The following is a 22299-nucleotide window of genomic DNA, read 5'->3' as shown; positions in this document are numbered from 1 at the left end:
GTGGCAAACCGGATCTCGTTCGAAGCCCGCGGTGCGGGTGATCATTCGGACAGAGATGCCGGTGCGGTCGTGGGCATAGAGAAACGGGCCCCTTGGTAGTGACGTGGTTGTTGAGGCCGGTCACGAGCAAGGAGGCCCGTTGTCGGACGAGTTGACCATCTCTGCTGTGCCTGCGTCCACTGCGGTCACCCTTGGGTGTGACTGCTACGTGCACCGGTTCGGTTCGATCGCTGCGGGGCGGCGGGCAGGCTGCTATCCGAGTGACATGACGGACGCGGAGTGGGCCGAGGTCCGCTCCGTGATGCCGGTGCCGGCCTGGCTCCTGAAGCGGGGCGGGCGTCCGGAGGCGTTTTGCCATCGCGAGATGCTCGACGCGGTGCGCTACCTCGTCGACAACGGTGTGAAGTGGACGGCTCTGCCGGTCGACTTCCCGTACTGGCGGGCGGTCTACGATTTCTTCCGCCGCTGGCGGTCCTACGACTACGTGCGTGAGCTGTACGAACGCCTGCGACGCTCGGCGAGGGAACGCACGGGCCGCAACGCCGAGCCCAGTGGGGGGATCATCGACAGTCAGTCGGTGGACGCCTCCGAAACCGTCGGTGAGGACAGTCGCGGATACGACGGGGGCAAGTCATGTGACGGCCGCAAGCGCCACATCCTGACCGACACAGAGGGCCTGCTCCTGGAGGTCACCGTGACCACAGCGGATGTGCATGACTCCAAGGCCGCCCCGGCGCTGCTGGAGGCATTCATGGAACAGCCGGGCCGGCTGCTGAAGCTGGTGTGGGTCGACAGCGCCTGCCAGGGTCCGGCGCTGGCGAAGGCGTTCGCCCGCCACGGGGTGCGGATCGAGGTCGTGCGCCGGTCCGACGGACAACGCGGATTTGTCGTACTGGCCCGCAGGTGGGTGGTGGAGCGAACGCTGAGCTGGCTCTCCCGCTCACGCCGCCTCAACCGCGACCACGAACGCCGCCCCGATCACCACCAGCAGATGGTGTGGTGGGCCGCCGTGATCAGGCTGTCGAGGCGCCTGGCCGCAGACGCTCCGCGCTGGCCGGAGAAGCGTCCCGAGCGACTGCTCCCGGCGCCGGCGTGAACCGCCCGTCCTCCGCCCGCAGCAGCCAGCCCCGCTTCTCCAGCACATAGGCACGGTGACGGATCTTCTCCACCTCGTTCTTGATCTCCGCCTCCCGGCCCACCGCCCGGGTCAGCTCCACCCCGTTCACCGGCCCCGAAGCGGCCACCACCGCGGCGAACACCTCCCGATACACGCCGCTGAGCACCTCCTCACCGATGCCCGGCCGCCACACCGGCGGCCGCCCACCATGCACCGGGCCTGAACCGTTCGGTCCCCCAGCGGCAGCCACCTCACCACCAGACAGCACAGAAACCGGCGTATCCACCGCGCTCTCCTCGGCCAGCACCGACACCAGCTCCTCACACCCCACCCGGGCCCGCTCGACCCGCTCCCGCGCGGCATCCACCTCCGCCTGAGCCTGCTCGAGGACCTCCGTCCAGGACTCCAGCTCCTGCCTCGCCCGCGCCTCACGCCGCTCCATCAACCCCAGCACCGACGGCATCACAACCTCCTCGATCAACAACAAGCCGCCCGCTGCCTGCCCCTACCCCTCCACGATCACACCCCGCACACGAAGAAGCCCCTGCTCATCGAACAGGGACTCCCTTTGCCACAACGCACTGAGCTTCCTTCACCAGTGATGGTCTGGACGCCAGCGCAGTTCGGAACGTTCCTGGACGCAGCCGAAGCCGACCGGCTCTACACGCTCTTCCACCTCGTAGGCACCCGCGGTCTCCGCCGAGGCGAAGCCGTTGGCCAGAACTGGACCGACGTCGACCTGAACGCCGGCCTCATCACACCGGCCAAAGAGATCGTGGTCGACGGCTGGGATCCGTACGAGTCCGCCCCCAAGACGGACGGCAGCGCCGGCACGATCGCTCTGGACAGCGTCAACGTCGCTCTCCTGCGAGAGCACCACACGGCCATGCTGAACGCCCGGGAAAAGTGGGGCACCGCTTGGAACGAGACTGGCAAGGTCTTCACTCGCGAAGACGGCTCCTGGTTGCACCCTGAGACGGTCTCCGAGACGTTCCGACGCATCCTCGCCACCACCGACCTGCCGCCCATCACCCTGCGCGATCTGCGTCACGTCGCGGCCACCCTCACCCACGGCGGGGGCGCGATCTGCACACGATCAAGGAGACGCTGCGCCACTCCACGATCACGCTGACCTCGGACACGTACACGAGCCTGCTGCCCGAGGTCGACAAAGCTGCCGCAGAAGCCGCCGCTGCTCTGGTGCCACGTGCTCGTAAAGCCCCCTCCGTAGCGCCTGCTGTCGGGCCGTCCGCTCACGCATCGCTCACGCAAGAGGCCGGGAAAGACGAAGCGCCCCGACCGGATGAAACCGATCGGGACGCTAAGTAGCAGGTCAGAGGGGGTTTCCCCTCCCTGCCGACAGTAGGCCGTGTGGGACTCGAACCCACAACCAACGGATTAAAAGTCCGCTGCTCTGCCAATTGAGCTAACGGCCCTCGGCGAATCACCCCTGAGCATAGCCCGCCGGGGCCCGGCCGCCGATCGGGTATTGGTTGCCGGGCCCGGTCGCGCTCGGATCAAGGGGTGTGGGAGGGGGTTCGGGCAGGAGCGTCGGGGGTGGTCGTGCGTGTGTGATCCGGGTTGAGGAACCAGTGGCGGGCGGAGGCCAGCCACCATGTCGCCGCGAAGCCGAGGACCACCAGGACCGCGATGGGGGCGTAGTTGAACGTCTCCCAGGTGACCGGCGAGACCTGCGGCAGCATGAAGAGCACCGTGATGACCACGACCCAGGCCACCGCGACGATGCCGATCGGGCGGGACCAGCGGCCCAGGTGCCAGGGGCCCGGGGTGAAGTCGTCGCCCCGGAGCAGGCGGAGCAGGGTGGGGATGACGTAGGCGATGTACAGGCCGATCACGGCGATCGAGGTCACCGCCGCGTACGCCGTGACGTTGATCAGATACGGGAGGCCCAGGGCCAGGGCGCCGATGGCGGCGAGCCAGACCGCGGCCACGGGGGTGCGGGTGCGCGGGCTGACGGTGTGCCAGAGGCGGGAGAAGGGCAGGGCACCGTCGCGGGAGAAGGCGTAGATCATGCGGCTGTTGGCGGTCACGGACGCCATGCCGCAGAAGAGCTGGGCGCCGATCACGATCAGCAGCAGAAACTTGCCGGTGGTCGCGCCGAGGGCGTCCAGGAGGATCTGGGCGGGCGGGGCGCCGGTCGGGGAGTTCAGCGCTCCGTCGTACGACTGGATGGCGAACGTGAAGCCGAGCAGGAGGACGAAGCCGGCGATCCAGGACGTCCAGATCGACTGGACGATGCCGCGCGGGCCCGCCGTGGCCGCGTCGTGGGTCTCCTCCGTCATATGGGCGGAGGCGTCGTAGCCGGTGAAGGTGTACTGGGCCATCAGCAGACCGATCATCACGACGTAGAAGCCGTTGCCCCAGCCGGTGTTGTTCACGAACTCGGTGAAGACGAACGACGCCGACTGATGCGAGTCCGGCACGAAGGTCAGCGCGCCGACGATGACGGCGACGCCGAGGACGTGCCACCACACGCTCACGCTGTTCAGGACCGCGACGATCCCCACACCGAAGGTGTTGAGCAGACCGTGCACCAGCAGGATCGCGGCGAAGAGCAGGATCGTACGGGTGGGCGTGACCTCGAATCCGAACTGGAGGTTCAGATACGCGCCCAGGAAGGACGCCGCCCCGAAGTCGATCCCGGCGGTGACGGCGACCTGGCCGAGGACGTTGAACCAGCCCGTGAACCAGGCCCAGGCCGCCGCCGAGCGCGGCGGGGCCAGCCGGTGGGCCCAGAAGTAGAGACCGGCGGAGGTCGGGTACGCCGAACAGATCTCGGCCATCGCCAGGCCGACGAACAGCGTCATCAGGCCGACTCCGACCCAGCCCCACGTGATGACGGCGGGGCCGCCCGTGTTCATGCCGAAGAGGTAGAGCGTGAGACAGCCGGAGAGCACCGAGATGATCGTGAACGAGACGGCGTAGTTGGAGAACGCCGACATACGCCGGGCCAGCGTCTGTGTGTACCCGAGCTGCGCGAGACGTTCCTCGTCGGAAACGCCCGTCGGCCGCCTGTCCTCGCCGGTGTCTTTTGTCATGTCCCCAGCGATGCCCTCGCGCCGGAGCACGCATGCGGTCGCCATGGTTACGACTGGGAAAACATGCCGGGCCCCGAAAGGAGCCTGCCCCGGCCCGTACCCGACGCGAAACATCCGTGTCGGAAGATCCCCTTGCAGATGTGACGGGCCGGCACATCGCCGTAGAAGACGGAAAGCGGGCCCGCTCGTCAAGAGCGGGCCCGCCTCCGAAGAACCTCAGCAGACCTTCAGCGGGTCCGCTTCAGCGTGTTCAGCCGTTGCGCTTCCAGCGCGGCTTGTCGTCACGGCGGCCGAAGGAACCGGTGTTGGTGCCGGTACCGGTGCCACGGTGGTCGTCGCGGCGGCCGGTCGGACGGTCGCCGCCACCGGAGCGGAAGCCGCCGGAGGGACGGTCGTCACGACGGTCGCGGTTGAACGGACGGTCGCTGCCGCCGGAGCGGAAGCCGCCCGACGGGCGCTCGTCACGACGGTCGCGGTTGAACGCCGGACGGTCGTTGTCACGGCGGTCGAAGGAACGGCCACCGCGGTCGTCACGACGGTCGTTGGAGCGGAAGCCGCCCGAGGGCCGGTCGTCACGACGGTCGCGGTTGAAGGAGGGACGGTCGTTGTCACGGCGGAAACCACCGGCCGGACGGTCGTCACGACGCTGGAAACCACCACGGTCACCACCGCGGTCGTCACGACGGTCGCGGCTGAAGGACGGACGGTCGTTGTCACGGCGGAAACCACCGGCCGGACGGTCGTCACGACGCTGGAAACCACCACGGTCACCACCGCGGTCGTCACGACGGTCATCACGACGGTCGTTGCCACCGCGGTAACCGCCACGGTCGCCGCCGCGGTTGTCCCGGCGCTCGAAGTTGCCGCGGTCGTCGCGACGCTCGTCACGGGCAGCGGGCTGCTCGGGCACGGACACGGCGGCCTCGATCGCGGCCTCCGCCTCGGCGGCGGCCTCGGCCACCGCCAGCTCCGGGTCGTCGCCCCGCTCGCGCGCGGCACGGGCGACCAGGCGATCGGCCTCCTCGCGCAGCTCACCGGCGCGGCGCTGGACACGCTCCAGCTGCTTGGTCAGGTCGGCGACCTCGCGCTCCGCCTGCTTGGCGGCGTTGTTCGCGGAGTCGGCCTGGACCTCGGTCAGCGAACGGGCACCGGTGATCTCGGCGACCTCCGGCTCGAAGACACCCGCGCCCTGCACGATGTGGCGGGAGGCGTCGACGCCCGCGTCCTCCATCAGGCGGAAGATCTGGCGGCGCTGGTGCGGCAGCGCCAGCGAGACGACGACACCGGACTTGCCGGCCCGGGCGGTACGGCCCGAGCGGTGCAGGTAGTCCTTGTGGTCACCGGCCGGGTCCACGTTCAGGACCAGGTCGATGCCGTCGACGTGGATACCGCGGGCGGCGACGTCGGTCGCGACGAGCGCGTTGACGTAACCCTTCTTGAAGTCCTCAAGAACGCGGGTACGGGCGCCCTGCGTCATGCCGCCGTGCAGCGCGTCCGCCTTCACGCCCGACTCGATGAGCTGCTCGGCGATGCGGTCCGCTCCCAGCTGGGTACGGACGAAGATGATCGTGCGGCCCTTGCGCGCGGCGATGGCGGAGGTGACCGGCGCCTTGTCCTTCGGCTTCACGACGAGGACGTGGTGCGACATGGTCGTGACGTTGCCCTGGGCGCTGTCGACCTCGTGGCTCACCGGGTTGTTCAGGTAGCGCTTGACCAGCGTGCCGATCTCGTTCTCCATCGTGGCGGAGAAGAGCATGCGCTGACCGCCGACCGGAACCTGGTCGAGCAGCTCGGTGACCTCGGGCAGGAAGCCCAGGTCGGACATCTGGTCGGCCTCGTCGAGGACGGCGACCTGGACGTTCTCCAGGGAGCAGGCGCCCCGGTTGATGATGTCGCGCAGCCGGCCCGGGGTGGCGACGAGGACGTCGACACCGCGCTCCAGCGCGTAGATCTGGTTGCCCATCGACGTACCGCCGCAGACGACCTTCATCTTCAGGCCGAGCACGTCGCCGTACGGCTGCAGCGCGTCCGCGACCTGCATCGCGAGCTCACGGGTCGGGGTGAGGATGACCGCGCGGGGCTTCTTCTTGTCGGTGTGGCCGCCGGCCAGCGTGGCCAGGGTCGGCAGACCGAAGGAGAGGGTCTTGCCGGAGCCGGTACGGCCGCGGCCCAGGATGTCCTTGCCGGCCAGGGCGTCCGGGATGGTCGCGGCCTGGATCGGGAAGGGCGCGGTCACACCGTTCTGCGCGAGCTTGCGGACGATGCCCTCGGGCAGGCCCAGATCGGCGAAGGAGACGGTCGGCTCGGCGTCCTCGGCCTCCTCGGCGGCGTCGGCGTCGTCAGAGGCCTCGGCTGCGGCGGAGGTGGTGTCGGAGTCGGTGGTGGCCTCGGTGGAGTCGACCGTCTCGGTCGACTCGGACACCGCGGCGGCCTCGGCCACTACGGCCTCGGCGTCGGTGGCAATCTCGTCGTTCTCGGGCATGACGGTGTTGTCAGAGCTGAAATTGGACATGCGAAATGCGAAACCTTCCGGAGTCTCGGCACGCGCCCGTAACTCCGTGATTCGCAATTTCGACCGCCTCAATGCGGTCCAGCCACGGCAAGGGAGAGTACGCGCCACACGGCGCGCTTCTGTTTCGGCGCCGGGCAATGGGATCAAACGATCTGCCACCATACGCACTCCCCCCCACATTGCGCAAACTGCCCTCCGCTATACCGGCCCCACCTGCGGTGATGCGTCCGGCGTCCGCAGCATCACCGGCTCCTCCGGCGCGGCCATCGCATGGCTGCGGAGCTGAGCCGCCGGCGAGGAGGACGGCTGCGGCGACGGCTCCGAGGGCTCCGGATCGGGCGAGGCGGGCGGCTCGGGAGTGGCCGGCTCGGACGGCGGCGGGGATTCGGGCTGCTGCGGCACCCCGGGCCCCGGCGGCGCGACCGAGGGCACGGGCAGCCCGCCGCCGCCCGTCGGCCCCGGCTCACCCGGGATCACGCCGGGGCGTACACCGCCCGGCGAGCCCGAAGGACGGGCGGAGCCGCTCGCCCCCGGCGATTCGGGCGTCTCCCGCTCGGAGTGCGCCTCGGCACCGCCCCCGCCGGTGCGGGCGCCGCCCGTGCCCGCCACGGTGCCGCCGTCCGGCCCGGCCGAGCTCCCCTCCGGCCCTGACGACGGCGACGTCGACGGTTTCGCTCCGTCGTCGCCGACACTCATGCAGCCTGTGGACGCGGCGACCGTCACTGCGATGACGGCCGCCCATCGGACGGGGGCGGGCAGCTGGCGCACGGGGGCACCTCCGGGGGTGCGAAGAGAGGGCGGAGCGGTACGGGGTGAAGCGGGGGGCGCTGTGCCCAACTCCCGTTGCCCCGCCCGGGACACGCCCCACGCCCGGCCCGCACACCTCCCGCACGCCTCCTGCACGACGCTCACGCGCCCGCTCGCACGCCCGCATGCCCAGCCGGCTCATCTCAGCCGGCTCACCTCATCCGTAGCCGAGCGCGTGCAGCCTCTCGTCGTCGATGCCGAAGTGATGGGCGATCTCATGGACGACCGTGATCTCGGTCTCGGCGACGACGTCCTCGCGCGACTCGCACATACGCAGCGTCGGCCCGCGGTAGATGGTGATCCGGTCCGGCAGCACCCCCGCGTACCACTCGCCGCGATCCGTCAGCGGCGTGCCCTCGTACAGCCCGAGCAGCTCCGGATCGCCGGGGTCCGGTTCGTCCTCGACGAACACCGCGACGTTGTCCATCAGCCGCGTCAGCTCCGGCGGGATCCGGTCCAGCGCCTCGGCGACCAGTTCTTCGAACTCTTCGCGCGTCATCTCCAGCACCCCGTCATTGTCCCGTACGGCCGCTCACCGCGCCCCGGACCGAACCGCCCGCCGCCCGCCGACCCCGGACGAGATTTCGGTTTGGCTGACGCCGAAATGCCGTAGTACAGTCTCCGACGTGCCCAAGGGCGCCGGTCAGGGCTTGACCGTTCTGAAACCCTAGAGGTTGAAGGAGAAGCGGAACCTCTTGAGGGAAAGCGGAGTCACATGCTTCTCACGTCCCCTGGGGCGACAGACGAAGAAGCAACAGCACCAGCAGTTCTGCCCTCATCGTCTAGTGGCCCAGGACGCCGCCCTTTCAAGGCGGTAGCACGGGTTCGAATCCCGTTGGGGGCACGCACAACCTTGTGCGACACTTAGTCGCACAACAGCTTGGTCCTGTGGAGCAGTTTGGAGTGCTCGCCACCCTGTCAAGGTGGAGGCCGCGGGTTCAAATCCCGTCAGGACCGCTGCAGCCCTTGTGAGCTGCGTGGCTGGGTAGCTCAGTTGGTACGAGCGATCGCCTGAAAAGCGATAGGTCGCCGGTTCGATCCCGGCCCCAGCCACCACCCGAAGGCCCCGTCCGATGGACGGGGCCTTCGCCGTGTCAGGCTTCTTCCCGCTCCGCCGAGTTCGCGCCCCGGCCGCGCCACGCCCTTACCGCCAGCACCAGCAGCACCACCGCGACCGCGGCCACCAGCGCCATCGCGTCCGGCACATGCTCTCCGATGCGCTGGGCCCACTGCTCGACGGCGAACGAGTCGTCCACGTCCAGCAGTCCGGGCAGCGCCGTCGTCCCGTCGTACGCGAGGAAGAGCGCGCCGAGACCGATGAAGAAGAGCCCGGACAGCAGCGTCGTGGTGTGCAGCTCGAAGCGGCCGAGCCGGAGGGTGCGACCGCGCAGCCAGGCGCGCCGGCCCAGGTCGAAGCGTTCCCAGAGCAGCGCGAGCAGGAAGAGCGGGACCGCCATGCCCAGGGCGTAGACGGCGAGCAGCAGTCCGCCGTAGACCGGGCTGCCGCTGACCGCCGCCACGGTGAGGACGCTGCCGAGGATCGGCCCCGCGCAGAAACCCGCCAGTCCGTACACGGCGCCCAGCGCATAGACGGATGCGGCGGTGGTCGGGCGGATCCGGCCGCTGAGGGCGACGATCCGGCGCGAGGCGAAGCCCAGCCCGACGATCTGCGCGATGCCGAGCGTGATGATCAGCCACCCCGCGCCGAGGACGAGCGCGTCGCGGTGGCTGTAGAAGAGCCGTCCGGCGTACGAACCGGCGGCGCCGAGCGGGACCAGTGTGGTGGCCAGACCGGCGTAGAAGATGCCGGTACGGGCCAGAAGCCGCGATGCGGAGTCGATGGAGTACGCGAAGAAGGCGGGCAGCAGCAGTGCGCTGCATGGGCTGACCAGGGCGAGCAGCCCGCCGAGGAGGGCTGCGAAGTAGCCGATGTCGGCCGTCATTTCGCGCTGCCCTCGGCGGCGCCCTCAGCGCCCTCGCCGTTCTTGGTGTCCTCGGTCTCGCGGGCCTTCTCGGCCGCCGCCTCGATGAGCTGGGTGAAGGTCTCCACGGGCTGGGCTCCGGCGACCGGGCGGCCGTTGATGAGGAAGGTCGGGGTGGAGGTCGCGCCGATCCCGTACCCCTGTTCCTGGTCCTTGGCCACGGCGGTGGCGGCGGCGGAGCCGTCCATGTCCCGCGCGAACCGGTCGAGGTCAGCGACCCCGGCCTGCTGGGCGAGCGCCTTCAGCCGGTCCTTGCCGAACCCCTTCTCCTTGGCGCCCTCGGCGTACGCGGCGCGGTGGAACTGCCAGAAGCGGCTCTGCTGCCCCGCTGCCCATGCGGCGCGCGCGACGGCCTCGGACTCGGCGCCGAAGATCGGGAAGTTGCGCCACTCGATGCGCAGGGTGCCGTTGTCGACGTACTTCTTCACCAGGGCGGGTTCGGTGTCGCGGGCGAACTTGCCGCAGTAGCCGCACTTGAAGTCGGCGTACTCGATGAGGACGACGGGTGCGTCCTCGCGGCCCTGCGCGAGCTTGTCACCGGCGTCGCGCCGGGCGAGCTTCTCCAGCTCGGGATAGACACCGGCGTCCGGGTCCGTGGTGACCTCGGCGACCGAGGAGGAGGAGGAGGAGGAGGAGGAGGAAGAGCCCGAGCGGTCGGGGGCGGTGGCCCGGTAGGAGACGTAACCGAGCAGGGCCGCGGCGAGTACGACTCCGGCGCCGTAGATCAGCGGCTTCCGGGACGACGGCGTACGTGAGGACTGGGACTTGGGCATGCGGGACTCCGTGCTGGTGATGCGGGAGGGAAGAGGGACGGCCGGTCGGAGAGCGGTCGTCTACACCCTCAGCACGGAGAGCTCGACCGGAGTGGGCGCGGCAGCCGCGGGGCCGTGCAGCCTTATCCATACGGACGGGCGGACCGGTCCCTGGCCGGTGGCGGCGGGCAGGCCCCACTGGGCGAGGCCGGGCGCCTGGTCGTACGCCGCACGGGCCCGGCCCGGCAGCGCGGGCTCGCCGTCCTCGTGCTTCCGGCTCCTGCCGCAGCCCGGGGCACCGTCCCGGTCCATGGCCGACACGACGACGGTGGGACTGTCCGTGGCAGCCACGCTCCCGGCGCCGGCCTCATCAGCAGCCACGCCGGCCGTCGCCGGTCCGCAGAGCAGTCCCAGTACGACCGCGAGCACCGCCATCAGGCAGCACCACTGCGTACGGGACACGGGACCGGCCTTTCCGGACAGGGGCAATGGGTGGTCAGCTGCCGGAAATGGTACGTGCTGTGACCCCGCGGCTGCGCGCAGTGCCGACATGGTGACCCGGACCGCACGAAATACGTTCGCCGTTCGTCGGGCCCGGGTGAGATCCTGGGCTCCGTATGTCTACTTCCTTCGCTGATCTCCAGTCCCTGCTCGGACAGCTCTCGCTCCGCGACGCGCACCGGCTCGGCCGTCGTCTCGAAGGGGCGCGCCGCATCCGCAAGCCCGAGGCCCGGCAGTCCGTGCTGGACGAGATCGCCACCGAGGCAGGAAGGGCTTCCGAGCGGCTCGCGCTGCGTGCCGGGCGGGTGCCCGCCGTGTCGTACCCGGAACAGCTCCCGGTCAGCCAGAAGAAGGACGAGATCCTGGAGGCGATACGCGACCACCAGGTCGTGATCGTCGCCGGGGAGACCGGCTCCGGCAAGACCACGCAGATCCCGAAGATCTGCATGGAGCTGGGGCGCGGTGTCCGGGGCATGATCGGGCACACCCAGCCGCGCCGGATCGCGGCCCGTACGGTCGCCGAGCGCGTCGCGGAGGAGCTGAAGACGCCGCTGGGCGAGGCGGTCGGCTGGAAGGTCCGCTTCACCGACCAGGTGAACCCCGACGCGACGTTCGTCAAGCTGATGACGGACGGCATCCTGCTCGCCGAGATCCAGACGGACCGCGAGCTGCGCGCGTACGACACGATCATCATCGACGAGGCCCACGAGCGGTCGCTGAACATCGACTTCCTGCTCGGCTATCTGGCCAGGCTGCTGCCCAAGCGCCCGGATCTGAAGGTCGTCATCACCTCGGCGACGATCGACCCCGAGCGGTTCGCACGCCACTTCGGCAAGGCGCCGATCGTCGAGGTCAGCGGGCGTACGTACCCGGTCGAGGTGCGTTACCGCCCCCTCCTCGAAGAGGAGGGGGACGACTCCGACCGCGACCAGATCACGGCGATCTGCGACGCCGTCGACGAGCTCCAGGCGGAGGGGCCCGGCGATGTCCTGGTCTTCCTCTCCGGCGAGCGCGAGATCCGCGACACCGCGGACGCGCTGAACAAGAAGAATCTCCGCCACACCGAGGTGCTCCCCCTCTACGCGCGCCTGTCGCACGCCGAGCAGCACCGTGTCTTCCAGCGCCATACGGGCCGGAGGATCGTTCTGGCGACGAACGTCGCCGAGACCTCGCTGACCGTCCCCGGCATCAAGTACGTGATCGACCCGGGCAATGCCCGGATCTCCCGCTACAGCCACCGCACCAAGGTCCAGCGGCTGCCGATCGAACGGATCTCGCAGGCCAGCGCCAACCAGCGCAAGGGCCGCTGCGGCCGTACGTCGGACGGCATCTGCATCCGGCTGTACTCCGAGGACGACTTCCTGACCCGTCCGGAGTTCACCGACCCCGAGATCCTCCGTACGAACCTCGCCTCCGTCATCCTCCAGATGACCGCGGCCGGCCTCGGCGACATCGAGAAGTTCCCCTTCATCGATCCGCCGGACCACCGCAACATCCGGGACGGCATCCAGCTCCTCCAGGAGCTGGGCGCGCTGGATCTGGAGGAGAAGTCCCCCCAGGAGGGGAAGAAGGGGCAGCGGCTCACCGAGCTCGGCCGGAAGCTCTCGCAGCTGCCCGTCGACCCGCGCCTGGCCCGCATGGTCATCGAGGCCGAGCGCAACGGCTGTGCCCGCGAGGTCATGGTGATCGCCGCCGCGCTCTCCATCCAGGACCCGCGCGAGCGGCCCTCGGAGAAGCAGACGCAGGCCGATCAGCAGCACGCCCGCTTCAAGGACGAGACATCGGACTTCCTGGCGTTCCTGAATCTGTGGCGGTACGTCCGTGAGCAGCAGAAGGAGCGCGGCTCGTCCAGCTTCCGCCGGATGTGCAAGCAGGAGTATCTGAACTTCCTGCGCATCCGCGAATGGCAGGACATCTATACGCAGCTGCGCACGGTCGCCAAGCAGATGGGCATCCAGCTGAACGAGGAGGACGCGCCCGAGCAGTCGGTGCACACCTCGCTGCTGGCCGGGCTGCTGTCGCACATCGGGCTGAAGGACACCGAGAAGAACGAGTACCTGGGGGCCCGCAGCGCCAAGTTCGCGATCTTCCCCGGATCGGCGCTCTTCAAGAAGCAGCCGCGGTTCGTGATGTCGGCCGAGCTGGTCGAGACGTCCCGGCTGTGGGCACGGGTCAACGCCAGGGTCGAGCCGGAGTGGATCGAGCCGCTGGCCCAGCATCTGCTGAAGCGCACCTACAGCGAGCCGCACTGGGAGAAGGACCAGGCGGCGGTGATGGCGTACGAGCGGGTCACGCTCTACGGGGTGCCGATCATCGCCCAGCGCAAGATCAATTTCGGCCGGATCGACGCCGAGACCTCCCGCGATCTGTTCATCCGCAATGCCCTGGTCGAGGGCGACTGGCGGACGCACCACCAGTTCTTCCACGACAACCGCAAGCTCCTCGGCGAGGTCGAGGAGCTTGAGCACCGCGCCCGGCGCCGCGACATCCTCGTGGACGACGAGACGCTCTTCGACTTCTATGACCAGCGCATCCCCGAGCACGTGGTCTCCGGGGCGCACTTCGACTCCTGGTGGAAGCAAAAGCGCCGCGACGAGCCTGACGCGCTGGACTTCGAGCGTTCGATGCTCATCAACGAGAAGGCCGGGGCCGTCACCAAGGACGACTACCCGGACTCCTGGCGGCAGGGGAAGCTCAAGTTCAAGGTGACGTACCAGTTCGAGCCGGGCGCGGACGCCGACGGTGTGACCGTCCACGTCCCGCTCCAGGTGCTCAACCAGGTCACCGCCGAGGGCTTCGACTGGCAGATCCCGGGCCTGCGCGAGGAAGTGGTCACCGAGCTGATCCGCTCGCTGCCCAAGCCGATCCGCCGGCACTACGTCCCCGCGCCGAACTACGCGGACAAGTTCCTGGACCGGGCCGTGCCGCTGCAGGAGCCACTGCCGGTCACGCTCGCGCGTGAGCTCCAGCGCATGGTCGGCGTCCCGGTCTCCGCCGACGACTTCTACCTGGACCGCATCCCCGACCACCTGAAGATCACGTTCCGGATCGTCGACGAGCGGCGCCGCAAGGTGGCCGAGGACAAGGACCTGGAGGCGCTGAAGCTCCAGCTGCGCCCCAAGGCCCGCCAGGCCCTCTCCAAGGCCGCTGCGGCCACCGCGGGCCCGTCAGGCGAGTCCATCGAGCGGTCCGGCCTCACGGACTGGACGATCGGCACCCTGAACCGGGTCTTCGAGACCCGTCGGGCCGGCCAGCCGGTCAAGGCGTACCCGGCGCTCGTCGACCAGGGCGAGACCGTGGCCGTACGTCTCTTCGACACCGAGGTCGAGCAGCAGCAGGCGATGTGGCTCGGCACCCGGAAGCTGATCATGCTGAACGTGCCGGTGAACCCGGCGAAGTTCGCCTCGGACAAGCTGACGAATCAGCAGAAGCTGGCCCTGTCCCGCAATCCGCACGGCTCCATCCAGGCGCTCTTCGAGGACTGCGCGACGGCGGCCGCCGACCGGCTGATCGGCGCGCACGGCGGCCCGGCCTGGGACGAGGAGTCGTTCCGGAAGCTGTACGACAAGGTGCGCACCGACCTCGTCGCCCTGACCGAGCACACGGTCAAGCAGGTCCAGCAGGTGCTGGCCGCCTGGCAGGCCTGCGAGCGGCGGCTGAAGGCCACCAGCAGCCTGGTCCTGGTCAACAACGTCACCGATGCGCGGGACCAGCTCGCGGCCCTCGTGCCGCCGGGCTTCGTCACGAAGACCGGGCTGCGCAGGCTGCCCGACCTGATGCGCTATCTGGTCGCCGTGGACCGCCGACTCCAGCAGATGCCCACGGCCGTCCAGCGGGACACCACGCGCATGGACAAGGTCCACGAGATGCAGGACGAGTACGCCTGGCTGCTCGAACAGATGCCGCAGGGCAGGCCCGTTCCTCAGGAGGTCCTGGACATCCGCTGGATGATCGAGGAGCTGCGGGTCAGCTATTTCGCACACGCCCTGGGGACGGCCTACCCCGTCTCCGACAAGCGGATCGTGAAGGCGATCGACGCGGCGGCCCCGTGAGACGGCCCTGCCCGGAGACGTAACGGCCCCGGTCGGAGGCGTAACGGGACCACCACCTTCGGTGAGGTCGACCGGACCCTCTGACCTGCTGTAGAGTCTGTCTTCGCAGCCAGCCGCGAGGCAGCAGCGAAAACCTGGTCCTGTGGAGCAGTTTGGAGTGCTCGCCACCCTGTCAAGGTGGAGGCCGCGGGTTCAAATCCCGTCAGGACCGCAGTAACGAAAGCCCGGATCCTCAAGGATCCGGGCTTTCGCGTGTCTTGACTCCGGCAACTGCCAACGAGTACTCAGAAACCAGGGGCCGCCCCTGTTTCCCGGTGTGGGGCGGCGGTCCACCGGGAGGTGGCGCGTATGGCGGCGTCCACTGGGCACGAGACCCGCGCGCTCCTGCGCGCTCATCTGGCCGCCGCTTCCGGCTATCGCCATCTCACTCACCACTGTCCGATCTGCCACCGGCTCCTGCGGCTCGCCATGGAGCCCGTGACGGCCTCCCAGGCCGCATTCCCCTCCGAGCAGACGGTGCTGTGCCCGGAAAGCGACGACGACCCCGGGAGCAGCCCCCCGAATGGCCCCCGGGAAGGCCGGGGGGCCCGGGACGAAAGCCCTTCACCCGGGTGACCAATGGCGCGATATTCCGCTTCTCGAAGGTGGCAGGCTCGCACTTGGCAAGACTCGTGCAGTGTGACGGGAGTCACCGAATGAGTTTTGAGAAGGGGTGGCTTTACTCCCTTCCTACAACTGGCGAATTTAATATGTGCAATTGCACCACTCGGAGGGCAGCGACGCGGAGCACCGCGGGACCCTCCGAACCGCCCCGTTCCGGCCTCCCCGGGGCGGCCGGGAACAGTCCCGCACAGAGTCGCGCAAGCCCGCACGGCGCCCGCCCGAAGCCGAACGGAGCCGACCGGACGGCCGGTTTCCAGCGGCGCCCATATACGGCCCTGTGCAGCTTCTGGCAGCCTTGAGAGGCGTGGGCGGGCAGGACCCCGAGGTCGTGAGAGCACAAAAAAGATCGCGCTGGACCCGGCGGAGTCCAGCGCGATCGAACGACGCACCCGTATTGCACAGGTATGGCGCCCGTTGGGGCGGGCGCCCGTCATGTGGAGCTATGGGTGGGCCTGTACGGGTTGGGGGACCCGGAAGCCCTGTTGTGGCGCGGCGACAGGGGGTGTGTCAGGCCTCGCTGCGCTGCTGCGGAATACCCGCAAGCAGTGCGCGGACCTCTGCCTCGCGGTACCGGCGATGTCCACCGAGCGTGCGGATGGACGTGAGCTTGCCCGCCTTGGCCCAGCGGGTAACCGTCTTCGGGTCCACGCGGAACATCGTGGCAACCTCAGCCGGGGTCAGCAGCGGCTCGGCATCAGGGGTGCGAGCGGTCATGAGCGGCCTCCTCGGGAGAACCGAACCATCTCGGTTCTTTCCTCTAAATTCTGCACCTTGACCCACGTTGCCCGAAATGGCGGACGCGGGCCGAGTCGGTTATAGGACGAACGGCTTGTCCTCGGCACTACAACTACACCATCCGTCCAGCCACGTCGGCCAAACCGATGGAATTGCCCTCCCAGGTGTTCATCAGCGACGGAAGCCGATGGACCATGCCATAGCGGACAGTCACACCATCGTGACGATCAGTCACAGAGCGATCAGGAGTCATCAGACCCCCCATAGAGTGCAATACCGAGTAATCCGCCCATACTTGGACGGATGAAGCCCTCCCCGGACTCCTTGTCCTATTTTGGCACGAGGAGTAGGGAAGGGCGCAAGGGCGCAGTTAGTGCTATCCGTCACGCTTGAGGCAAAGGCCCGGTTCGGGACGTAGGTCCTAGGACCACTGAGGTACGGTTCCGTCCCTTCATCCCCACGTGTCACAAGGGTCACAGGTTCAGACGCGGATGAGGTCTCGTCAGTTCGCGAATTGACGATCCCTTACCGCCCGCCAGCGCTCCGCCAGCCGCCCGTACGCCTCACTCGCCCCTTCGGCGTCACCGGCCTGCAGCGCCGCGATGCCCTCGGCCACATCGGCGGCCGAACGGTCACCCGCGAGCTGCTCCGCCGGCAGGGCGTGCACCAGCCCGGCATAGTCCAGCTCGACCAGTGCGCGCGGATGGAACTCCTCCAGCCAGCGCCCCACGTCCACGAGCCCCTCGGTCAGCGGCCCCTCGTCCACGGTCTCGCGCAGCGTCTTCAGCGCCCGGGCCAGCCGGCGCCGGGCCTGCACCATCGGCGTCCGGTAGCGCAGCACGGGCGCCCGGCCGTCCTCGCCCGCCTGCGCGTACTCCCGCTCCTCGTCGGAGAAGAGCACGAACCAGCGCACCGGAACCTGCCACACCGAGGTGAGGATCCAGGGCCGCGCGTCCGGATTGTGCTCCGCCCACCGCTCGTGGTCCGCGACCGCCTGTCCGCGCACCACCGGCGGCAGCACCGCGTCCAGCACCGGGCCGGGGAACATCTCCATCAGCTCGTCCAGCGCCAGCCAGCCGCGCAGCCTGGTCCGCCACGGGCAGACGCACACCACGCCGTCCAACTCGGCCACGAACGCGTCGCCGCTCTCGTGCGCCGGCACGCCGACCGGCGGAGTGGCCACCAAGTCGGCGAGCGAACGGCGCAGTTCGTCCTGGGCCGTGGGGATGCGGGAGCGCCCGGCGTATCGGGCCCAGTGGCCGCGTTCGGGCTCCGGGAAGGCGGCCAGCGGCTCGTACACCCGAAGGTAGGACGCGTAAGGGACGAGCACTGAAGACACCACCGACATGCAGCAAATCGTGTCATGCCCGTACTCCGCCGGGGGGTGATCCTCGGCACTGGAACAGATCTACGTCCGCGTAGGACTTACGCTCTTGCCCAGTCGGACCGGCCGTGCCGGCAGGTCCGCGGCCCTCCCCACCTTCAGGAGGGTCCTCCGCCGCTTCGTACTTGGGAGTCACCACAGTGACCGATGTGACCGACGGCGTCCTGCACACCCTGTTCCACTCGGATCAGGGGGGCCACGAGCAAGTCGTGCTCTGCCAGGACCGTGCCAGCGGCCTCAAGGCCGTCATCGCCATTCACTCCACCGCTCTGGGCCCGGCCCTCGGCGGCACCCGCTTCTATCCGTACGCCTCCGAGGAGGAGGCCGTCGCGGACGCCCTGAACCTGTCGCGCGGTATGTCGTACAAGAACGCCATGGCCGGTCTCGACCACGGCGGCGGCAAGGCCGTGATCATCGGTGACCCCGAGAAGATCAAGACCGAGGAACTGCTGCTGGCCTACGGCCGGTTCGTGGCCTCGCTCGGCGGGCGTTACGTGACCGCCTGCGACGTCGGCACCTACGTCGCCGACATGGACGTCGTCGCCCGCGAGTGCCGCTGGACCACCGGCCGCTCCCCGGAGCACGGCGGCGCCGGTGACTCCTCGGTCCTCACCGCGTTCGGTGTCTTCCAGGGCATGCGGGCCTCGGCCCAGCACCTGTGGGGCGACCCGACGCTGCGTGGCCGAAAAGTGGGGGTCGCCGGAGTCGGCAAGGTCGGGCACCACCTCGTCGAGCATCTGCTCTCGGACGGCGCGGAGGTCGTGATCACGGACGTGCGCGAGGATTCCGTCCGCCGCATCACCGACCGGCACCCCGAGATCGCCGTCGCCGCGGACACCGCGGCGCTGATCCGTACCGAGGGTCTCGACATCTACGCCCCGTGCGCGCTCGGCGGCGCGCTGAACGACGACACTGTTCCGGTGCTCACGGCGAAGGTGGTGTGTGGCGCGGCCAACAACCAGCTGGCGCACCCGGGCGTCGAGAAGGACCTCGCGGACCGTTCGATCCTGTACGCACCCGACTACGTGGTGAACGCGGGCGGTGTCATCCAGGTCGCCGACGAGCTGCACGGCTTCGACTTCGACCGGTGCAAGGCGAAGGCGTCGAAGATCTTCGACACCACGCTCGCCATATTCGCACGTGCGAAGGACGACGGCATTCCGCCGGCCGCCGCGGCCGACCGGATCGCCGAACAGCGCATGTCCGAAGCGTGCCGTAGCTGACGGTCGCCGGGGCATCACCCGGCGTCCTCACCTCTTCCTGCCTGCCGACCCGCCGACCGGCGAGACAAGACTCACGCCGGTCGGCGGGTCGCATGCCAAGAAGAGGTTAAAATCGCAGTTGACCAGCGAGGACGGGGCTTCTCGCCGGTCTTCTTCCGGGGCACGTGATGCGGGCGGCGTACCGTATGGCCGCGGAAGCAGGTACCGTTAAAGCCCTACGGGCACGGTCTCTCTGTCGAGAGTCCGTCCCGAAACATGAACGCGTGTCAAGACTCTGGGGCCGTCGAGCCCCGTCACCGAGGGGGTCGAGCCATGGGGCGCGGCCGGGCAAAGGCCAAGCAGACAAAGGTCGCCCGCCAGCTGAAGTACAGCAGCGGCGGGACTGACCTGTCGCGTCTGGCCAATGAGCTGGGCGCATCGCCTTCGAGTCAACCACCGAACGCAGAGCCGTTCGAGGACGACGACGAGGAAGATGACCCGTACGCACAGTACGCGGATCTGTACAACGACGACGAGGACGAGGACGAGGACGACCAGTCCGGTCCGTCGTCACAGCGCCGCGGCGCTTGACCTCGCGCTGACACATCAACCCGGTCCGGGCCTGCCCCGGACCGGGTTCTGTGCTACCCCGATCCGGTCCATCCGACGAGGCGTTTCCGGTGCCCGACGGGCGACTGACGGCGCTGGCATCGCCCGGTGCATCATCGGCATCGCTCGGTGCGCCACCGGCGTCTCCCGGCACTTCGAGGCGCATTCTCTCCGCGCATCGAGCCCGCCCGGCGTCCGAGGACGGCGCGGCGACCGGGCGGACCCGGTCGTCACCCCTCCGCAGCGCACTAGCGCGCGTAGCCGCCCACCAGCTCCGCGCCCGAGGCGTGCGCGCCGCGCTCGACGATCTCGCCTGCGACCCAGGAGTCGACCCCGCGGTCGGCCAGCGTCGTCAGGGCCGCGTCCACGGACTCGGCCGGGACGATCGCGATCATGCCGACGCCCATGTTCAGCGTCTTCTCCAGCTCCAGCTGCTCGACCTGACCGGCCTTGCCGACCAGGTCGAAGACCGCGCCGGGCGTCCAGGTGGAGCGGTCGACCCTGGCGTGCAGTCCGTCCGGGATGACCCGGGCCAGGTTGTTGGCCAGGCCGCCGCCGGTGACGTGGCTGAAGCCGTGCACCTCGGTCGTACGGGTGAGGGCCAGGCAGTCCAGCGAGTAGATCCTGGTGGGCTCCAGGAGCTCTTCGCCGAGCGTCCGGCCGAACTCCTCGACCTCGCGGTCCAGCGCCCAGCCGGCGCGGTCGAAGACCACGTGCCGGACAAGCGAGTACCCGTTGGAGTGAAGACCGGACGATGCCATGGCGATCACGGCGTCACCCTTACGGATACGTTCCGCGCCCAGCAGACGGTCGGCCTCGACCACGCCCGTACCGGCGCCCGCGACATCGAAGTCGTCCGGACCCAGGAGACCCGGGTGCTCGGCGGTCTCGCCGCCGACCAGGGCGCAGCCGGCGAGGACACAGCCCTCGGCGATGCCCTTCACGATGGCGGCGACACGCTCGGGGTGCACCTTGCCGACGCAGATGTAGTCGGTCATGAAGAGCGGCTCGGCGCCGCAGACGACCAGGTCGTCGACGACCATGCCGACGAGGTCGTGGCCGATGGTGTCGTACACGCCCATCTTGCGGGCGAGGTCGACCTTGGTGCCGACGCCGTCGGTGGCCGAGGCGAGCAGCGGACGCTCGTAACGCTTGAGGGCCGAGGCGTCGAAGAGGCCGGCGAAACCGCCGAGGCCGCCGAGGCCCGCGACCTCGGGGCGCTGCGTCTTCTTCACCCACTCCTTCATCAGCTCTACGGCGCGGTCGCCGGCCTCGATGTCGACGCCCGCTGCCGCGTAGGAAGCACCTGTTGTCTCAGACATTGCCTGGGATCTTTCGTGTGGAAGTACGGGGCTGGTGGCCGGAGGTGTATGGCTGGACCGTCACGGACGACGCAGTGCGTCGGCCGCGGCGGTCGCCGCGGGGCCTGCCGCCAGCTCGGTCTCCAGCAGCTGCTTGCCGAGCAGCTCCGGGTCCGGCAGCTCCATCGGGTACTCACCGTCGAAGCAGGCGCGGCACAGGTTCGGCTTGGCGATCGTCGTCGCCTCGACCATCGCGTCGAGCGAGATGTACGCGAGCGAGTCGGCCCCCATCGACGTGCAGATCTCGTCGACGGACATGCCGTTGGCGATCAGCTCGGCGCGGGTCGCGAAGTCGATGCCGAAGAAGCAGGGCCACTTCACCGGCGGGGACGAGATCCGGATGTGGATCTCGGCGGCGCCTGCCTCGCGGAGCATCCGGACCAGTGCGCGCTGGGTGTTGCCGCGGACGATCGAGTCGTCGACGACCACCAGGCGCTTGCCCTTGATGACTTCCTTGAGCGGGTTCAGCTTGAGGCGGATGCCCAGCTGGCGAATGGTCTGGGACGGCTGGATGAAGGTCCGGCCGACGTAGGCGTTCTTGACCAGACCGGCGCCGAACGGGATACCGCTGGCCTCCGCGTAACCGATGGCGGCGGGGGTGCCGGACTCCGGGGTCGCTATGACCAGATCGGCCTCGACCGGGGCCTCGGCGGCCAGCTTGCGGCCCATCTCCACGCGGGAGAGGTAGACGTTGCGCCCGGCGATGTCGGTGTCGGGGCGGGCGAGATAGACGTACTCGAAGACACAGCCCTTGGGCTTCGCTTCCGCGAAGCGCGAGGTGCGCAGGCCGTTCTCGTCGATGGCGACGAGCTCGCCCGGCTCGATCTCGCGGACGAAGCTGGCACCGCAGATGTCGAGGGCGGCGGACTCGGAGGCCACCACCCAGCCGCGTTCCAGACGGCCGAGAACCAGCGGGCGGATGCCCTGCGGGTCACGGGCGGCGTAAAGGGTGTGCTCGTCCATGAAGACGAGCGAGAAGGCGCCCTTCACCTCGGGGAGCACCTTGGCGGCGGCTTCCTCGATGGTGAGCGGCTTGTCGTCGTCACCGGTCTGGCCGGCGAGCAGCGCGGTCACCAGATCGGTGTCGTTGGTCGCGGCGACCTGGGTGGCGCGGCCGTCCTTGCGGGGAAGGTCGGCGACCATCTCGGCGAGCTGGGCCGTATTGACCAGGTTGCCGTTGTGACCCAGGGCGATCGAGCCGTGCGCGGTCGCACGGAACGTCGGCTGCGCGTTCTCCCACACCGAGGCACCGGTGGTGGAGTAGCGGGCATGACCGACCGCGATATGGCCCTGGAGGGATCCCAGGGACGTTTCGTCGAAGACCTGCGAGACCAGTCCCATGTCCTTGAAGACCAGGATCTGGGACCCGTTGCTCACTGCGATGCCCGCGGACTCCTGTCCACGGTGCTGCAGGGCATACAGTCCGAAATAGGTGAGCTTGGCGACCTCTTCGCCCGGAGCCCAGACACCGAAGACGCCGCAAGCGTCCTGGGGGCCTTTCTCTCCGGGGAGCAGGTCGTGGTTGAGTCGTCCATCACCACGAGGCACACCACCGAGTGTAGG

General features: G+C 69.1%; 17 protein-coding genes, 5 tRNA genes and 1 pseudogene. 10 read left to right on the top strand and 13 right to left on the bottom strand.

The window, feature by feature from the left end; genetic code table 11:
• The first annotated feature begins 265 nt into the window (after positions 1-265).
• Positions 266-1096, top strand: a complete 831-nt coding sequence (locus OG507_RS21755; protein WP_327368859.1) for an IS5 family transposase — start codon at positions 266-268, stop codon at positions 1094-1096.
• Here the strand turns inward: OG507_RS21755 and OG507_RS21750 are convergent.
• A complete protein-coding gene (locus tag OG507_RS21750; protein ID WP_327368858.1) occupies positions 1014-1580 on the bottom strand; it encodes a hypothetical protein in 567 nt (188 codons plus the stop codon). The two genes, OG507_RS21755 and OG507_RS21750, sit on opposite strands and share 83 nt — an antisense overlap.
• A gap of 120 nt (positions 1581-1700) precedes the next feature.
• Between OG507_RS21750 and OG507_RS21745 the strand changes: the two are divergent.
• Positions 1701-2446: pseudogene (locus OG507_RS21745) on the top strand (site-specific integrase); the annotation flags it as partial.
• A gap of 34 nt (positions 2447-2480) precedes the next feature.
• Here the strand turns inward: OG507_RS21745 and OG507_RS21740 are convergent.
• The 5 genes from OG507_RS21740 to OG507_RS21720 all read right to left on the bottom strand — a co-directional run bounded on the left by OG507_RS21740 (position 2481) and on the right by OG507_RS21720 (position 8003).
• Positions 2481-2553: transfer RNA gene (locus OG507_RS21740), tRNA-Lys, on the bottom strand.
• 81 nt (positions 2554-2634) lie between these two features.
• On the bottom strand, positions 2635-4176 hold the full coding sequence (locus OG507_RS21735) for an amino acid permease (protein ID WP_327368857.1): 1542 nt from the start codon (positions 4174-4176) through the stop codon (positions 2635-2637).
• A gap of 250 nt (positions 4177-4426) precedes the next feature.
• A complete protein-coding gene (locus tag OG507_RS21730) occupies positions 4427-6688 on the bottom strand; it encodes a DEAD/DEAH box helicase (protein ID WP_327368856.1) in 2262 nt (753 codons plus the stop codon).
• Positions 6689-6886: 198 nt separating this feature from the next.
• Positions 6887-7456, bottom strand: coding sequence for a hypothetical protein (locus tag OG507_RS21725; protein ID WP_327368855.1), 570 nt, complete (start codon positions 7454-7456; stop codon positions 6887-6889).
• A gap of 196 nt (positions 7457-7652) precedes the next feature.
• Positions 7653-8003: a metallopeptidase family protein gene (locus tag OG507_RS21720; protein ID WP_030929660.1), complete on the bottom strand. Its 351-nt coding sequence runs from the start codon at positions 8001-8003 to the stop codon at positions 7653-7655.
• Positions 8004-8266: 263 nt separating this feature from the next.
• On the opposite strand from OG507_RS21720, the gene OG507_RS21715 reads away from it, so the two are divergent.
• From OG507_RS21715 to OG507_RS21705, 3 genes are all read left to right on the top strand, one after another.
• Positions 8267-8339: transfer RNA gene (locus tag OG507_RS21715), tRNA-Glu, on the top strand.
• Between the two features lie 38 nt (positions 8340-8377).
• Positions 8378-8452: transfer RNA gene (locus tag OG507_RS21710), tRNA-Asp, on the top strand.
• A gap of 22 nt (positions 8453-8474) precedes the next feature.
• Positions 8475-8551: transfer RNA gene (locus tag OG507_RS21705), tRNA-Phe, on the top strand.
• A gap of 38 nt (positions 8552-8589) precedes the next feature.
• Here the strand turns inward: OG507_RS21705 and OG507_RS21700 are convergent.
• The 3 genes from OG507_RS21700 to OG507_RS21690 are packed head-to-tail and all read right to left on the bottom strand — an operon-like array spanning position 8590 to position 10691.
• Positions 8590-9438, bottom strand: a complete 849-nt coding sequence (locus tag OG507_RS21700) for a cytochrome c biogenesis CcdA family protein (protein WP_327368854.1) — start codon at positions 9436-9438, stop codon at positions 8590-8592.
• Entirely contained in the window at positions 9435-10250 is an 816-nt protein-coding gene (locus OG507_RS21695) for a DsbA family protein (RefSeq protein WP_327368853.1), read from the bottom strand. The genes OG507_RS21700 and OG507_RS21695 overlap by 4 nt, the downstream gene beginning before the upstream one ends.
• 60 nt (positions 10251-10310) lie before the next feature.
• Complete coding sequence (locus OG507_RS21690; RefSeq protein ID WP_327368852.1) at positions 10311-10691, bottom strand: hypothetical protein; 381 nt, start codon at positions 10689-10691, stop codon at positions 10311-10313.
• A gap of 155 nt (positions 10692-10846) precedes the next feature.
• Between OG507_RS21690 and hrpA the strand changes: the two genes are divergently transcribed.
• The 3 genes from hrpA (at position 10847) to OG507_RS21675 (ending at position 15397) form a co-directional block, all read left to right on the top strand.
• On the top strand, positions 10847-14782 hold the full coding sequence (gene hrpA, locus OG507_RS21685) for an ATP-dependent RNA helicase HrpA (protein WP_327368851.1): 3936 nt from the start codon (positions 10847-10849) through the stop codon (positions 14780-14782).
• Between the two features lie 136 nt (positions 14783-14918).
• Positions 14919-14993 (top strand) — tRNA-Asp (locus OG507_RS21680).
• Positions 14994-15130: 137 nt separating this feature from the next.
• Positions 15131-15397: a DUF6274 family protein gene (locus tag OG507_RS21675; protein ID WP_327368850.1), complete on the top strand. Its 267-nt coding sequence runs from the start codon at positions 15131-15133 to the stop codon at positions 15395-15397.
• A gap of 555 nt (positions 15398-15952) precedes the next feature.
• Here OG507_RS21675 and bldC read toward each other — a convergent pair.
• Together bldC and OG507_RS21665 are read right to left on the bottom strand one after the other, a co-directional pair.
• Positions 15953-16159, bottom strand: coding sequence for a developmental transcriptional regulator BldC (gene bldC / locus OG507_RS21670; protein WP_003949541.1), 207 nt, complete (start codon positions 16157-16159; stop codon positions 15953-15955).
• A gap of 523 nt (positions 16160-16682) precedes the next feature.
• Complete coding sequence (locus OG507_RS21665; protein WP_327368849.1) at positions 16683-17528, bottom strand: hypothetical protein; 846 nt, start codon at positions 17526-17528, stop codon at positions 16683-16685.
• Between the two features lie 176 nt (positions 17529-17704).
• Here OG507_RS21665 and OG507_RS21660 point away from each other — a divergent pair, with 176 nt between their 5' ends.
• Positions 17705-18787 carry a Leu/Phe/Val dehydrogenase gene (locus OG507_RS21660; protein ID WP_327368848.1) on the top strand — a complete coding sequence of 361 codons (1083 nt, stop codon included), beginning with the start codon at positions 17705-17707 and terminating at the stop codon, positions 18785-18787.
• Positions 18788-19099: 312 nt separating this feature from the next.
• Positions 19100-19357 carry a DUF3073 domain-containing protein gene (locus OG507_RS21655; protein ID WP_030929682.1) on the top strand — a complete coding sequence of 86 codons (258 nt, stop codon included), beginning with the start codon at positions 19100-19102 and terminating at the stop codon, positions 19355-19357.
• Positions 19358-19623: 266 nt separating this feature from the next.
• Here OG507_RS21655 and purM read toward each other — a convergent pair whose 3' ends face one another.
• A complete protein-coding gene (gene purM / locus OG507_RS21650) occupies positions 19624-20697 on the bottom strand; it encodes a phosphoribosylformylglycinamidine cyclo-ligase (RefSeq protein ID WP_327368847.1) in 1074 nt (357 codons plus the stop codon).
• Between the two features lie 60 nt (positions 20698-20757).
• Positions 20758-22284 carry an amidophosphoribosyltransferase gene (purF, locus tag OG507_RS21645; RefSeq protein WP_327368846.1) on the bottom strand — a complete coding sequence of 509 codons (1527 nt, stop codon included), beginning with the start codon at positions 22282-22284 and terminating at the stop codon, positions 20758-20760.
• Between the last annotated feature and the right edge of the window lie 15 nt (positions 22285-22299).

The organism is Streptomyces sp. NBC_01217, from assembly GCF_035994185.1.
GTDB lineage: Bacteria > Actinomycetota > Actinomycetes > Streptomycetales > Streptomycetaceae > Streptomyces.
Note: the sequence above shows the minus strand (reverse complement) of the source record. Positions and strands in the feature narration are given on the sequence as shown.

Bases quoted from the DNA above. Each gene is read 5' to 3' on its own strand.
- OG507_RS21695 (WP_327368853.1), bottom strand. From the start codon at position 10,250: ATGCCCAAGTCCCAGTCCTCACGTACGCCGTCGTCCCGGAAGCCGCTG.
- OG507_RS21675 (WP_327368850.1), top strand. From the start codon at position 15,131: ATGGCGGCGTCCACTGGGCACGAGACCCGCGCGCTCCTGCGCGCTCAT.
- OG507_RS21755 (WP_327368859.1), top strand. From the start codon at position 266: ATGACGGACGCGGAGTGGGCCGAGGTCCGCTCCGTGATGCCGGTGCCG.
- OG507_RS21700 (WP_327368854.1), bottom strand. From the start codon at position 9,438: ATGACGGCCGACATCGGCTACTTCGCAGCCCTCCTCGGCGGGCTGCTC.
- OG507_RS21655 (WP_030929682.1), top strand. From the start codon at position 19,100: ATGGGGCGCGGCCGGGCAAAGGCCAAGCAGACAAAGGTCGCCCGCCAG.
- bldC (WP_003949541.1), bottom strand. From the start codon at position 16,159: ATGACCGCTCGCACCCCTGATGCCGAGCCGCTGCTGACCCCGGCTGAG.
- OG507_RS21750 (WP_327368858.1), bottom strand. From the start codon at position 1,580: ATGCCGTCGGTGCTGGGGTTGATGGAGCGGCGTGAGGCGCGGGCGAGG.
- hrpA (WP_327368851.1), top strand. From the start codon at position 10,847: ATGTCTACTTCCTTCGCTGATCTCCAGTCCCTGCTCGGACAGCTCTCG.
- OG507_RS21735 (WP_327368857.1), bottom strand. From the start codon at position 4,176: ATGACAAAAGACACCGGCGAGGACAGGCGGCCGACGGGCGTTTCCGAC.
- OG507_RS21730 (WP_327368856.1), bottom strand. From the start codon at position 6,688: ATGTCCAATTTCAGCTCTGACAACACCGTCATGCCCGAGAACGACGAG.
- purM (WP_327368847.1), bottom strand. From the start codon at position 20,697: ATGTCTGAGACAACAGGTGCTTCCTACGCGGCAGCGGGCGTCGACATC.
- OG507_RS21665 (WP_327368849.1), bottom strand. From the start codon at position 17,528: ATGTCGGTGGTGTCTTCAGTGCTCGTCCCTTACGCGTCCTACCTTCGG.